The sequence below is a fragment of the Fischerella sp. PCC 9605 genome (assembly GCF_000517105.1).
Classification (GTDB): Bacteria; Cyanobacteriota; Cyanobacteriia; order Cyanobacteriales; family Nostocaceae; genus PCC9605.
In genome coordinates this window covers 2,479,993-2,493,257 of record NZ_KI912148.1, presented here as the reverse complement: position 1 = coordinate 2,493,257, position 13,265 = coordinate 2,479,993, and the positions used below count along the sequence as shown (strand labels likewise).

The 13,265-nt window shown below is 42.1% G+C and carries 11 protein-coding genes; 9 read left to right on the top strand and 2 right to left on the bottom strand.

Features of this window, described 5'->3' with window-relative positions:
• Positions 1–40: 40 nt before the first annotated feature.
• From FIS9605_RS0113295 to FIS9605_RS0113285, 3 genes are all read left to right on the top strand, one after another.
• The gene (locus FIS9605_RS0113295; protein ID WP_026733024.1) at positions 41–1,168 is read left to right on the top strand and encodes a succinylglutamate desuccinylase/aspartoacylase family protein; all 1,128 of its coding nucleotides are present in this window, start codon (positions 41–43) and stop codon (positions 1,166–1,168) included.
• A gap of 493 nt (positions 1,169–1,661) precedes the next feature.
• Positions 1,662–2,573, top strand: a complete 912-nt coding sequence (gene era / locus FIS9605_RS0113290) for a GTPase Era (RefSeq protein ID WP_026733023.1) — start codon at positions 1,662–1,664, stop codon at positions 2,571–2,573.
• A gap of 133 nt (positions 2,574–2,706) precedes the next feature.
• The gene (locus tag FIS9605_RS0113285; RefSeq protein ID WP_026733022.1) at positions 2,707–3,378 is read left to right on the top strand and encodes a response regulator; all 672 of its coding nucleotides are present in this window, start codon (positions 2,707–2,709) and stop codon (positions 3,376–3,378) included.
• On the opposite strand, the gene FIS9605_RS44045 is transcribed toward FIS9605_RS0113285, so the two are convergent.
• Positions 3,375–3,551 carry a hypothetical protein gene (locus tag FIS9605_RS44045; RefSeq protein ID WP_197036033.1) on the bottom strand — a complete coding sequence of 59 codons (177 nt, stop codon included), beginning with the start codon at positions 3,549–3,551 and terminating at the stop codon, positions 3,375–3,377. The genes FIS9605_RS0113285 and FIS9605_RS44045 overlap by 4 nt on opposite strands.
• Before the next feature lie 270 nt (positions 3,552–3,821).
• On the opposite strand from FIS9605_RS44045, the gene FIS9605_RS0113275 reads away from it, so the two are divergent.
• The 6 genes from FIS9605_RS0113275 to FIS9605_RS0113245 all read left to right on the top strand — a co-directional run bounded on the left by FIS9605_RS0113275 (position 3,822) and on the right by FIS9605_RS0113245 (position 12,273).
• A complete protein-coding gene (locus FIS9605_RS0113275; RefSeq protein ID WP_035139564.1) occupies positions 3,822–4,298 on the top strand; it encodes a TspO/MBR family protein in 477 nt (158 codons plus the stop codon).
• An 810-nt stretch (positions 4,299–5,108) separates the two neighbouring features.
• On the top strand, positions 5,109–6,092 hold the full coding sequence (locus tag FIS9605_RS0113270) for an RNA polymerase sigma factor, RpoD/SigA family (RefSeq protein ID WP_026733020.1): 984 nt from the start codon (positions 5,109–5,111) through the stop codon (positions 6,090–6,092).
• 268 nt (positions 6,093–6,360) lie between these two features.
• Complete coding sequence (locus FIS9605_RS0113260) at positions 6,361–7,344, top strand: ABC transporter ATP-binding protein (RefSeq protein WP_026733019.1); 984 nt, start codon at positions 6,361–6,363, stop codon at positions 7,342–7,344.
• A 407-nt stretch (positions 7,345–7,751) separates the two neighbouring features.
• Positions 7,752–9,368, top strand: coding sequence for an SLBB domain-containing protein (locus tag FIS9605_RS0113255; protein WP_026733018.1), 1,617 nt, complete (start codon positions 7,752–7,754; stop codon positions 9,366–9,368).
• Between the two features lie 116 nt (positions 9,369–9,484).
• Entirely contained in the window at positions 9,485–11,131 is a 1,647-nt protein-coding gene (locus FIS9605_RS0113250; RefSeq protein WP_026733017.1) for an alpha/beta hydrolase, read from the top strand.
• 302 nt (positions 11,132–11,433) lie between these two features.
• Complete coding sequence (locus FIS9605_RS0113245; RefSeq protein ID WP_026733016.1) at positions 11,434–12,273, top strand: SPFH domain-containing protein; 840 nt, start codon at positions 11,434–11,436, stop codon at positions 12,271–12,273.
• Here FIS9605_RS0113245 and folP read toward each other — a convergent pair.
• A complete protein-coding gene (gene folP / locus FIS9605_RS0113240; protein WP_026733015.1) occupies positions 12,270–13,142 on the bottom strand; it encodes a dihydropteroate synthase in 873 nt (290 codons plus the stop codon). The genes FIS9605_RS0113245 and folP overlap by 4 nt on opposite strands.
• Positions 13,143–13,265: the final 123 nt, after the last annotated feature.

The following is a 13,265-nucleotide window of genomic DNA, read 5'->3' as shown; positions in this document are numbered from 1 at the left end:
CTTCCCTTTCCTCTCCATTCCCGATTACCTCTTAATTAAAATGCTTCCCACTATTTCTACTATTCCCCTTCGCCAGATGGCTTCCGGTGATGTTTTCTCACTGCAAGTATATAAATTTATCGGCGCTTATCCAGGCAAAAAGGTTTACATTCAATCAAATCTGCATGGTGCAGAAATAGCTGGTAATGCAGTTATTCACCAGTTTATCGAGTTCTTACTGACAGTCAATGATACCGATTTAACTGGAGAGATTTGGTTAGTTCCTGTTTGTAATCCAATCGGGACTAATGCACGCGCCCAACATTTTTCCCCTGGCAGATACTGCATTTACGAAGCCAAAGACTGGAACCGCATCTTTTGGGATTATGAAAAAGAAGCTGAAGATTTAGCAGCCTTTGCTAAATCTCAACTTCATCTTGATTTGGAGGCCGTCAAACAAAATTATCATGCCTCAATTCAGCAAAAATTTACCCAACTTTTAGAAAAAATTAATTCTCCCAGTGGTGTACCCTACACTGAGCGGTTTCGCTACAAGCTACAATCTCTGAGTTTAGATGCTGACTACTTGATTGACTTACATAGTTCCACTAATCAGGGTTTAAATTACCTTTATTACTTCCGAAATCGAGAAGAAAGTACCAAATATTTTTTACTCAATTTAGGAATTGTGTTGGATGAATATGATGGTGATGCTTTTGATGAAGCGTTTATCAAACCTTGGTTAGCACTGGAAGAATGTTTTAAAAATTTAGGCAGAGAAATAAAATTTGATGTGGAAGCTTGGACATTAGAATTGGGCACAGGTATGCAGATGAATCCTGATTCTATTGCCAAAGGTCTCTTAGGGATTAAAAATTATTTAGTTCACAAAGGAGTTTTGCAAATTGCTAATTTCCCTTTGGAAAATAGCGATAAGCATGAAATGACTTTTAGCGCAAGGAGTAAAGTTAAGAAATATTACGCTCCTGTAGGCGGGATGATTCAATTAAGAGTCGAATTGGGTAGGGAAGTTAAAGCTGGAGAAAGACTTTATCAAATTCTAAATTTTAATAAAGAAGGTAAGTTACCAAAGGTGATTGATGTTTTTGCTGAACAGGATGGATTAGTTTACGATGTTTCAACCAATCAAGCCGTGAATGAGGGGGAGTTTGTACTAGGCGTAATTTAAGGGGGATTGGGGATTGGGGAACTTAGGGCCCCCACGACCGCTCTTAGTGGGGATTAGGGGCAATGGGCATTGGATATTTTCTATGTCTGATGCGCTTTGCCCATATTTCTAGTATGGCTGTCTTTAATTAGGGTATCATTTACTTCAGCTGCCATGAACAATTACCAAGGAAAAGCGATCGCTGTTGTTAGTAATTTGTAACATTATGCCGCTCGCTGTTGAAAATCATCCAGCTATCTCAAATCAAACAATACAATGTAAGTAAATGAGCGTATATATTTTTGACAGGTTATGTGAAATATATTTAACTATTAAGTAATTAAAGATATTTAGTAGTAGATTAAACTAAAACAAAGACAATTGTTAAAAATTCCAGGGTGATTCTATGTTGCTTTTGTCTCTACAAATCAAATTACTAATCGCAAACGTAGAGTAAATGGAGTCATAGGTGAGTAGTATTAATAACGACATCTTCTCTGTTTCGGGAGAAGTGATGATTCCCCAGGCTCCTCCTGAGTTTAAGTCAGGTTTTATTGGCATTATCGGTCGCCCTAATGTCGGTAAATCTACGTTAATGAATCAATTAGTAGGACAAAAAATTGCCATAACCTCACCAGTAGCACAAACTACACGCAATCGCTTGCGGGGCATTTTAACTACAAAAGCAGCACAACTAATTTTTGTAGACACCCCAGGAATTCATAAACCCCATCATCAATTAGGGGAAGTGCTGGTGCAAAATGCCAAAATCGCAATTGAGTCGGTAGATGTAGTGCTTTTTGTGGTGGATGCGACGACCTTTTGTGGTGCAGGCGATCGCTATATTGCCGAATTGCTGAATCGCAGTAGCACGCCAGTAATCTTGGGTTTGAACAAAATCGACCAACAGCCCCTAGATTCTCAGGAAATAGATGAAAGTTACGCCCAGTTAGCACAGCCGCATCAATGGCAAACAGTGAAATTTTCTGCCAAAACCGGTGCGGGATTATCTGAACTGCAACAAGTATTGATTCAACATTTAGAACCGGGGCCATACTACTATCCTCCCGACTTAGTAACAGACCAGCCAGAACGCTTTATTATGGGCGAATTGATTCGAGAACAGATTTTACTGTTGACACGTGAAGAAATCCCCCATTCTGTAGCAATATCTATCGATCAAGTAGAAGAAACACCAACCGTTACTCGCGTATTGGCTACGATCCACGTCGAACGTGATTCTCAAAAAGGAATTCTCATTGGCAAAGGCGGATCGATGCTCAAAGCCATTGGTAGTGCAGCTCGTGAACAAATTCAAAAGTTAATAGCAGGCAAAGTCTATCTAGAATTGTTTGTGAAAGTGCAACCAAAATGGCGTCAGTCTCGCGTCCGTTTAGCAGAGTTTGGTTATCACGTGGAAGAATGAAGTTAGTCATTAGTCATTAGTCATTGGTCATTAGTCATTAGTTACCGATCAATGGTCAATGGTCATTAGTTATTGAACAAAGGACAAATGACTAATGATTAATGACAAATAACAAATTCAAAATTGCTTTAAAATGCCTCTCAATACTTCCATAAATCTGCCTCCAGATGCTCTACCGTTGCGGGTGCTAATTATTGAAGATGACCCTATGATGCAGCTGGGTTTAGAACAGTCACTGATGGCACACCCTCAATTAGAAATTGTCGGACAAGCTGAAGATGGCTATTTGGGTGTACAAGCAGCACTGCAATTAAAACCAGATGTAGTAGTCATGGATATCGGCTTACCGCGACTGGACGGTATTGCAGCGACACAGCAAATAAAAGCAGCATTGCCAGAAACTCATGTGGTGATGCTGACATCCCACAAAACAGAGACAGAAATTATTGCTGCCCTATCTAGTGGTGCAGATGCATACTGTATTAAAGGAGCGAATGTAGACCGACTTTTGAGTGCGATCGCTGCTGCTGTTGAAGGTGCAACCTATCTAGATCCCCAAATTGCTAGACGAGTAATTGAAAATCTCAAGCCACCTTCTCCCAAAGGAAATGTTGCTAATCTCTCCGAACGCGAGTTAGAAGTGTTGAAACTGATGGTAGAAGGCTATAGCAACCCACAAATTGCTGAAAAACTTTATCTCAGCCCCAACACAGTGAAAACTCACGTCCGAGGAATTATGAATAAATTATCTGTTGACGATCGCGTACAAGCAGCAGTTACTGCCTTACGTTCTGGATTAGTTTAGAAGATATTGCGCCGTTCCAAGTAGTAGTTGTCTCGAATGCGCCGCAAATCTTCTGTTATTTGGCAAGCAGTGCGGCGACGTTTTGTAATAGTGTTGAGATGAGATTCTGATTCCGGATGAGAATTTCGTGGAATCCAGTCTTTGCTGCCAGTGTTGAAAATCAACAAGAACATGCTAGTTTGTCCTAAATTCCGCAGAACTTCTAATGTAAAACTGGCAGCAGCGATCGCACCTCACCCAGCTGATATCACCTGATTGGGTGATGTTGGTCGTTGATAGTTGTTGGTTGAGAGTCTTTCCAAATAACAAACAACAAACAACAAACAACTCCTAAAGTCTTATATCTGCCGCTAGATCGGATTTTTGAACTGTTCAAACCAATGACCGATGAGCAATCAGACCGTAAACTGACAAAATCTGACTAGATCGTAAAGGGTGAGGAAATGCAGATTAAATCTTGGATGGTGATTGGAGGCGTAACTTTATTAGTTGCCTTAGGCGCTAACTTCATCACTCCTGGCGATCGCAAATGGTTTAACCGCTTACAAAGACCCAGGTGGCTCACGTTTGAGGCTGCAATTCCGATTATTCGGACTACAGTATTTATTTGCGGTGCTTGGTCAGCTTATATTGTTTGGGAAAATAACCCAGGAAGTACAACAACCTGGTTATTAATGCGATTATATCTACTTTTAGAAATTGTTACTGTTGCCTATACTCCTGTGATGTTCAGGACTCGCAGATTGAGGGTAGGTACAATTCTTGGTGGGACGGGTTTTGTCATAGCGGTGATATTGGCGATCGCAGTTTTACCAATTTCTGGTTGGGCAACACTGTTACTTATACCTTATTTATTGTGGAGTCCAATCGGTACTTATACTACTAAAGTAATGGAACGCCTCAATCCTCAAGATGCTTAGAGGTTGCTAGTTGGGGTAAAATTAGAGAAGATGCCATACTCAATGTTCTCACCGCATTCCTTATAGAGCTACGGTTACAAAAATTGGGAGGGAACAGGGAATAGGAAACAGCAAAAAGCTTCAGTTCTAGGTTTAAAGCCCAGTCAAAAAAGAAAATTTGTTTTGAGAGGCGTAGACGCGTAGACGCGGAGCGGCTTCCGTAGGTAGCCCCGAGTCTTGACGTCCTTGTTTCAATCCCACGCTTTTAAGCATGGGTTACTGTTAAGCGTTCCCTTTGAGAACATGCCCTAGTCACTAGCCAAAATTTCACACTGCGTGACTTCCCTCCATGAATACACCCGATTAGTTCGGTTATCTCGCTACTTTTGGCAACCTTATTAGGGCTTTTTAACGTCACTATATATGTAGTGACTGGGGTGTAAAAGAATTTTTGCTATTTTTTTTGGCAAACTGTGCATCTTAGACTATAATAGAAAGATTTGTCTGAACCACTTTACTCTTGAATAAATTTGTCGTAATATTGAATTAAGTAGAACTCATACTGACTTCATATTGAAACTGTCGCCGTCAGCGACTTAAAAAAGAGAAGAATTCTTGAAGACAAAGAAAGTGTGTTTGTAGAGGTTTCAAAATCTAGGGAGGGTAGGGGAACCTATCTGAGGAACTAACCGTCTTGACAGGTTCTAAAAAAACTGAAAACTCGTTCTTTTGTGGTAGTTCCCTAATGTCTAGTGATATATGCACCACCTTTCCTAATCCGCCATAACTATTAAGTATTCTTTTGTGATTGGAGTAGAGGAAAACGCACCAATGCCCACTGTTAACACCGAACTTGAAAATACTAACGCCAAATTCACGGCTGATATGGTGCGAACCTATCTGCGCGAGATTGGTCGTGTACCCTTGCTAACCCGCGAACAAGAGATTGTCTTTGGGAAGCAGGTACAGCAAATGATGACGCTCTTGGATGCCAAGGAGGCTTTGGCAAAGAAACTCCGCCGCGAACCAAGTATGCAAGAATGGGCTGCTCACGTGAAAAAATCGGAGTCTGAGGTGAAGCAGACTGTCCAGCAAGGGAAGCGGGCAAAGCAAAAGATGATTGAAGCGAACTTGCGCTTAGTTGTTGCTATTGCTAAAAAGTACCAGAAGCGGAACATGGAGTTTCTGGATCTAATCCAAGAAGGAACACTTGGATTAGAGCGGGGTGTAGAGAAATTCGACCCGACACGGGGTTATAAATTCTCGACATACGCTTACTGGTGGATTCGCCAAGCGATTACTCGCGCGATCGCCCAACAAGGCCGTACGATTCGCTTACCTATTCACATCACCGAAAAGCTGAACAAAATCAAAAAAGTGCAGCGAGAACTGGCTCAACAATTAGGGCGATCGCCATCTCCAGCGGAAATTGGCAAAGAACTGGAATTAGAACCCGCCCAGATTCGCGAATATCTAAACATGGCACGTCAGCCAGTTTCTTTGGATGTGAAAGTTGGTGACAACCAAGATACCGAACTGCAAGAAATGCTAGAAGATGAAGGCCCTTCGCCAGAATCTTATATGACTCAGGAATTCTTGCGCCAAGACTTGAATAACCTGCTTGCAGAACTTACCCCTCAACAGCGAGAAGTGTTAGCCCTACGCTTTGGCCTAGAAGATGGAAACGAAATGTCTTTGGCTAAAGTAGGTGAACGCTTGAACCTCAGTCGTGAGCGCGTCCGCCAGTTGGAGCATCAAGCCCTGGCGCACCTGCGTCGCCGCCGCGCCAACGTCAAAGAGTATATAGCTAGCTAATGCTTACTTATCGCTCTTGGCGACGCGCCTCCTGAATTCAGGGGGCGATTTTTTTTAGTCATTAGTCATTAGTCATTAGTCATTAGTCATTGGTCATTAGTCAATAGTTATTTCTCTCACTCTCCCACTCTCCCCACCTCCCCACCTCCCCATCTCCCACTCTCCCACTCTTCCTCTGCCCTTTACTTTGATATTCTTGTCACATAATTGGGTAACTTGTAATAGAATAAGAGTTTTTAGTGTAGCATTTAGCACAATTTAAAATAAAATGAAGTCTGTTACAGACGCTGCCGATTTTCAACCGAATACGCAAGAACGACCCCCAGTGATTCTCACTTCCGAGTTGCGAAAAGTTTATCGCACTGGCTTTTTCTTGAATCAAAAAATCGTATCCCTCAAAAGCTGTTCTTTAACTGTTTACAAAGGAGAAACCTTTGGATTGCTTGGCCCAAATGGTGCGGGTAAAACTACGCTATTAAAACTGTTACTGGGAATTATTCGTTCTACTTCTGGGCGAGGATTGTTGTTAGGCAAACCACTTGGCGATCGCACGATCAAGCAACGGATTGGTTACTTGCCAGAAAATCCCTATTTTTACGACTATCTGACTGGCTGGGAATTTTTACAGCTAGCAGCAGGGTTATTCCAAATTCCCAAAAGGGTGCAACGCCAACGCATTCCCGAACTGTTGGAATTGGTTGGTTTATCTCAAGTTGATGCTCGCAAAAAGCAAATGCGCCGCTACTCTAAAGGTATGCTTCAGCGCGTGGGTATGGCACAAGCGCTGATTAACGATCCAGAAGTGGTGTTTTTAGATGAACCTATGTCCGGTTTAGATCCGATAGGACGCTGCCAAATGCGAGAAATTATCCTATCGCTCAAAGCTGCTGGCAAAACAATTTTTTTCAACAGCCATATTCTTAGTGAAGTTGAACAAATTTGCGATCGCGTAGCTATCCTTGCTCAAGGCGAATTAATTTGTTCTGGCTCCCTTAACGATCTCCTCGGAACAAGTAACACATATCATGTTCAAGGTCAAGGTGGCGATTGCGAAATCCTCAAAAAATGGCTTCCCAATTTAGAATTTCAGTCTGACGGTTCTTGGCAAGGTGAATTGCAAGGCGATGCCTATGATTTTTTTGCCAGTCTTCATCTTATGGGTGGAAAGATTATTACAATGAAACTTTTTCGTCTTTCCCTAGAAGAGTTTTTTATGCAACAAATTCAAAAACAAAAAAGCTCAATTCTTTAAGGAAATAGATATCATTTTATATATTTTTTGAGAGCTAATCAAAAAGTCGTAAAGCTGCCAATATTAGGTAAAAGTAAAATTTAAAGTTTAGAATCACCACATTGCTTTTGAAAATCAATCAATTTACTTTTTGATGATAAAAATCGAATTAATGCATCGTTATCTTTACTAAGTTGTTTATAAGAAATAATGTAATTTTTGCCACAATTATTTTTGTGACTTTCGTGTAACTTTACGGTAGAACTTTAAATTAACTTCACCAAAAATTCAAATTACGTATATATTTTCTCTTCTGAAAAACAAGGTTTTTTCGGAAAATAATTAATGTCGGGGAACTCGCATACTTAAGTATAGTCAACAATAAATTGATAAGACGCTGCCTTTACTCATGGTATTATCAGGTCAATATGCTTAATACAAATTTGTGGAAAATGCTTAGGCTTAGTAGCCACCCTGTTGTGGGTATAGTATTTTTAACTAATTTCCTTGTAGCTTTTCCAAACTCCAGTTTTGCTCAGGGACAATCCGTACCCCGAACCTCGCAATTTGGTCAGGGACAACCCGTACCCCAAAACTCACAATTTAGTCCCGTACAACCCGCACCCCAAACAGCGCCGTTTGGTCAGGGACAACCTGTACCTCAAACAGTGCCGCCTGGCCAGGGACAACCTGTACCCCAAGCTACACAACAAATAGACACTGGATACACATTGGGAGGAGGCGATCGCGTCCGTGTAAATGTGTTTGAAGTACCTGAGTATACCGGTGAGTATACAGTTCCTCCTGGTGGAGCAATTAACTTACCGTTGATTGGTAGTGTCACAGTACAAGGGCTAACAACGGAACAGGCTGCTGACGAAATTGCTCAAAGATATTCTCGCTTTCTTAAGCGTCCCCTCATCTCAGTGAATCTTTTGGCTCCTCGTCCTATCAATGTTACCGTTGCTGGAGAAGTGACACGTCCTGGAGCCTACAGTCTCAGTTTGACAGGAGGTGCAGGTCAAGATCCTGGTGTGCAGTACCCAACAGTAATGTCGGCACTGACGACAGCTCAAGGTGTGACTCAGGCGGCAGACGTCACTAAAGTACAATTACGGCGTAAGCTAGGACGCGGCCCAGAGCAAATAGTCACTTTTGATTTGAAGCAATACTTACAAACAGGTAATATAGGGCAGGATGTAACCTTACGCGATGGTGACACCATCTTTGTGCCAACAGCAACAACCTTAGACTTGGCCAATGCACGTAACTTAGCCGCAGCCAGCTTTGGTGCTGACATTACCAGACCTCGTACAGTAGCAGTAGTTGGCGAAGTTAACCGTCCTGGCTCCTATCTTGTCACTCAAGGAGAAGCAGCAGGCGGTGGAAGCACTGCTGGAGAGACTGGTACTGGTGCACCAGCGATCTCTTCTCAGCCAACCTTGACACGAGCAGTTCAACTTGCTGGTGGAATTACACCACAAGCTAATATTCGCGATATCATCGTTCGCCGCCCAACTAGAACCGGCACAGAACAAACTATCAGAGTCAATCTCTGGCAGCTACTGCAAAGCGGTGATGTCAATCAAGACCTGATTGTACAAGACGGAGATACTATTGTTATTCCCACTGCTACTGAGTTGAGCCCAGCAGAAGCTACACAATTAGCTAACACCACTTTATCTCCTTCACGTATTCAAGTGGGTGTGGTAGGGGAAGTGAAAAATCCAGGAAGAGTAGAAGTTCAACCTAATAGTAGTTTGAACCAGGCTGTACTTGCAGCTGGCGGATTCAATGATGCTAGAGCGAGCAGTTCAACAGTAGATTTGATTCGTCTCAATCCCAATGGTTCTGTTACTAAGCGTAAAGTAAAAATGGACTTTTCCGCAGGAATTAACGAGAAAACCAACCCCATACTCCGCAATAATGATGTGGTGGTAGTTTATCGCTCTGGCGTAGCTAAAACTGGTGATTCTTTAGGCGCTATCTTTAATCCTATAGGCACTGTCTTTGGTATTCTAAGAACTATATTCACCGGATTTTAGGTATAAACATAAATTGGGGTGTCTGTCAAGACTCCCCAAATGTTGCCTGATACGAAACTGCTTCTCAACTGTTCATGTCATTAAGTCATATGAGTTAGTAATAACTAATGGCTAGTATGCAATTTCAGCTTGGCAGACGGAAGCATAAAATATCATGGAAGCAGTCATTACTGTGTAGCCTGACTCTGGCTTTGAGTTGGGGTGCGGCAATGCCTGCAACTTTAGCAGCAGAAACAGTTACTATCCGCTTGGGCCCTTTTCAGCAGTCAGTAGCGATCGCCGACTTAGAAAAATTCGCCAAAACCGGAAAGCTACCAGAAAATCTGCAAATATTTTCATCAATACTGACGCCCCAAATCCGAGAATTATTAACAAAGCGTCTAGAAGTAGATCCGGCTGTTGCAGACAAATTCGTTGATGAGTTGAAGCGAAATCCAACAGGCAAACAATTTATATCATCTTTAGCAGCAATAATACCAGGCAGCACCGCCGAAAGCCTGCAAGCAACCCTCAACCTAGCGCTGCGGCAATTCAACGGCTTGAGTCCACTGGGTTTTTTGCGGGCATACCCACAAGAGAATATTACTGTAGACGCTTCTCAAGCAGCTTCTCTAGCAGTTGAATTTAACCCTAGCTATTGGCAAAGCCAAATTTTCGGAAACTTGCTAGCACGAGAGTTATCTGCACCTGCCAAAATTAATACAAATTTTCCAGCTAGCTTCGATCCTGCTGCTATTGGTAAACAAACAGTCCAGCAGCAGACATTCATTGTGCGAGACCGACAGCGAAATCGTACTATTCCTGTAGACATTTATTGGAGCAGTGGTAATACCCAAGAACCACTAGTTGTGATTTCTCATGGGTTTGGAGCAAACCGTAAATTTTTTAGTTATTTAGCGCGTCATCTTGCTTCCCACGGGTTAACTGTCGCCGCCATTGAACATCCAGGTAGCAACAGTATTGCTGTAACAAAAGCCTCAAATACAGGCAGCTTGGCAAAATTGCTACCAGCTTCTGAATTCATAGACCGACCGAAAGATATCAGCGTTTTGCTCAATGAGTTAGCAAAACTGAATGCTCAACCAGGACGGCTGCAAGGAAAATTAAATACGAGGGAAGTAACTGTTATTGGTCACTCATTGGGGGGTTACAATGCTCTAGCTTTGGTAGGAGCAGAGGTTAACTTAAAACAATTGCGGCAATTCTGCAAAGACTCTTTAAGTATTGGTCAAGCTCCCGGTGACTGGTTACAATGTACAGCGGCTTCCTTGCCAGAGCAAAAATTACAACTCAAAGATGAAAGAGTCAAAAGTGCGATCGCTCTTAACCCCCTAATTGGCGATCTCTTTGGCAAAAACGGCTTAGCTCAAGTTAATAAACCAGTCTTAATCTTAACTAGTACCGAAGATGCCCTAACTCCAGCAGTTAAACATCAAATAGTACCTTTTAGTCAACTCAGAGGTCAAAAGTATTTGTTAAGTGCGATCGGTGGTACTCACTTGAGTATTAGCGATCCAGCTTATCAAATAAGTGCTGCTACCATTGTCAAAGAACGCCGGGGTGGACAAACACAAGCTTTACGCCAACTGCTTCAAGGTGTGAGCTTAGCATTTATTAAACAACAGACACCAGAAGCAAATATTTACCGACAGTTTCTCACACCAGCTTACGCTCAAACTTTCTCGACATCTCAACTGCCGTTGAGTCTTGTTTGGGAGTTACCAGCAAACCTCAAATCTTGGCTGGACTTGGTAGAACAATAATTAATTCCATATTGTATTAGTCATGCTAGTAGCGTGCGTTAGGACGACAGTCCGTAACGCACAATCATTTAACTACTGGCAAAACTCCAATTGTCAACAGCAATAAAGTTTATTACCAAACCCACCCTTGCGAGTACAACTGCCCAGATGTTTTAATAGCCTTGCCTACTACTAAAGTATCTTGCCCAAACGCGCTACTTGTGATAACAACTTAACACATTCAATAATATTAGACTAAAAGGTAAGACAAGGTAGAATTAAGTCCTTAAAGTAAATCCCCAACAGCTTAATTAGGAGCATGTATGGAGCCAATCATTGCTATAGTTTTAGTGCTCATAGGCTATGCCATAGGGTCTGCAAAACTGATTAATCAGGGTAATGAAGCCCTTGTAGAACGTTTAGGTCGGTATCATCGCAAACTTGACCCAGGGCTGAACTTTATTATTCCCTTGTTAGATCAGATCGTCATGGAGGATACAACTAGAGAACGGTTTTTAGATATCAAGCCTCAGAACATCATCACTAAAGATAATATCTACTTAGAAGTTGATGCAGTCGTGTTCTGGCGTATCCGAGATATAAAGAAAAGCTATTACGAAATAGATGACCTCGAAGGTGCACTGACACAATTGACTACAACCACTATTCGGGAAGAAATTGCCCAAAACACTGTGGAAGAGACTAATCTCTCTCGTGCTGAGATGGATAAAGCCATACTAGATAGTTTGAATGAAACTACAGAAAAATGGGGAGTAGAGATTCTTCGGGTAGATATTCAAAGTATTACACCGCCGGAAAGCGTGCGGAAATCAATGGAAGAACAGCGGGCTGCTGAAATTAAAAGCCGCGCTGTTATTCTAGAAGCGGAGGGAGAACGGGAAGCCGCAATTAAAAAAGCAGAGGCAACTAAGACTTCAATGCAGTTAATTTCTGACGCCTTACGTGCCGATTCTGACACTAAGGAAATTCTACGATATCTTGTAGCACAAGATTATATCAATGCCAGCTACAGATTGGGTGAGAGCCACAATGCCAAGGTAATATTTGTAGATCCAGGTAAAACAAGTGAGATGGTGAGACAAGTAATAGCTGAGTCAGCAGCTCAAGAAAATAGCAAGAATCCGGAAAATGGTTCTGCCTAGTCCACAGGCAAAACTGATGAAGACTTACGGAAAATTGCATCTGCAACCAAACAAACATCGCGCATTTCTTTTACATCGTGAATCCGGAGGATATCAGCACCTGTAAAAATAGCAGCACAACAAGCCGCTGCCGTTCCCCAGACTCTTGCTTTTGGGTCTGGTTGATTTAGAATCCGACCAATGAAGCTTTTACGGGATGGCCCCACCAAAATAGGGCAGTTGAGTTTTCGCAATTCTGGCAAGCGGCGAAAAATTTCTATATTTTGCTCGTAATTTTTGGCAAAGCCAATTCCAGGGTCAATGATAATTTTATCCTGGTTGATACCCGCAGCTGTTGCTGCCGCAATTTGCTTAAACAAAAAATTATAAATCTCTCTCAGCAAATCTTGATAATCAGTCATTTGTTGCATGTTCTGTGGAATACCACGGATATGCATTAAAATAATTGGCACATTTGATTTCGCTACAGATGGCAACATTTCCGGGTCGAATGTGCCTCCAGAAATATCGTTAACTATATCTGCACCTGCTGTCACTGCCGCTGTTGCTACTTCCGAGCGTGTTGTATCTACAGAAATTGGTACGGGAATTTCTTGGCGTAACACTTGCAATACTGGCAAAACACGGTCAAGTTCTTCAGCAGGTGAGATTTGCTCTGCTCCCGGTCGTGTCGATTGACCACCTATATCAATAATGTCTGCTCCAGCAGCTTCCATTGCTTGCGCTTGTGCCAAAGCAGGAGCGATCGCATTGAATTGTCCACCATCACTAAAACTATCGGGTGTAACATTCAAAACGCCCATTAAATAAGTCCGCTGTCCCCATTCAAAGGTGCGATCGCGAATAATTAAGTTGCTTGACCTTGGCATGAGTTGAAAATTCTAAGTAATAGAAAAACACAAAGACACTAAGACTCAAAGGAAAGAAATAGCAGCACAAAAATCTGTAAGCACTATCTTTGTGTTTACTCTTCGTGCCTTCGTGTCTTTGTG

Coding starts and splice junctions, on each gene's coding strand:
- folP (WP_026733015.1), bottom strand. CDS start 13,142: ATGCCAAGGTCAAGCAACTTAATTATTCGCGATCGCACCTTTGAATGG.
- FIS9605_RS0113250 (WP_026733017.1), top strand. CDS start 9,485: ATGCAATTTCAGCTTGGCAGACGGAAGCATAAAATATCATGGAAGCAG.
- FIS9605_RS0113245 (WP_026733016.1), top strand. CDS start 11,434: ATGGAGCCAATCATTGCTATAGTTTTAGTGCTCATAGGCTATGCCATA.
- FIS9605_RS0113285 (WP_026733022.1), top strand. CDS start 2,707: ATGCCTCTCAATACTTCCATAAATCTGCCTCCAGATGCTCTACCGTTG.
- FIS9605_RS0113255 (WP_026733018.1), top strand. CDS start 7,752: ATGCTTAATACAAATTTGTGGAAAATGCTTAGGCTTAGTAGCCACCCT.
- FIS9605_RS0113260 (WP_026733019.1), top strand. CDS start 6,361: ATGAAGTCTGTTACAGACGCTGCCGATTTTCAACCGAATACGCAAGAA.
- FIS9605_RS0113295 (WP_026733024.1), top strand. CDS start 41: ATGCTTCCCACTATTTCTACTATTCCCCTTCGCCAGATGGCTTCCGGT.
- FIS9605_RS44045 (WP_197036033.1), bottom strand. CDS start 3,551: ATGTTCTTGTTGATTTTCAACACTGGCAGCAAAGACTGGATTCCACGA.
- era (WP_026733023.1), top strand. CDS start 1,662: ATGATTCCCCAGGCTCCTCCTGAGTTTAAGTCAGGTTTTATTGGCATT.
- FIS9605_RS0113270 (WP_026733020.1), top strand. CDS start 5,109: ATGCCCACTGTTAACACCGAACTTGAAAATACTAACGCCAAATTCACG.
- FIS9605_RS0113275 (WP_035139564.1), top strand. CDS start 3,822: ATGCAGATTAAATCTTGGATGGTGATTGGAGGCGTAACTTTATTAGTT.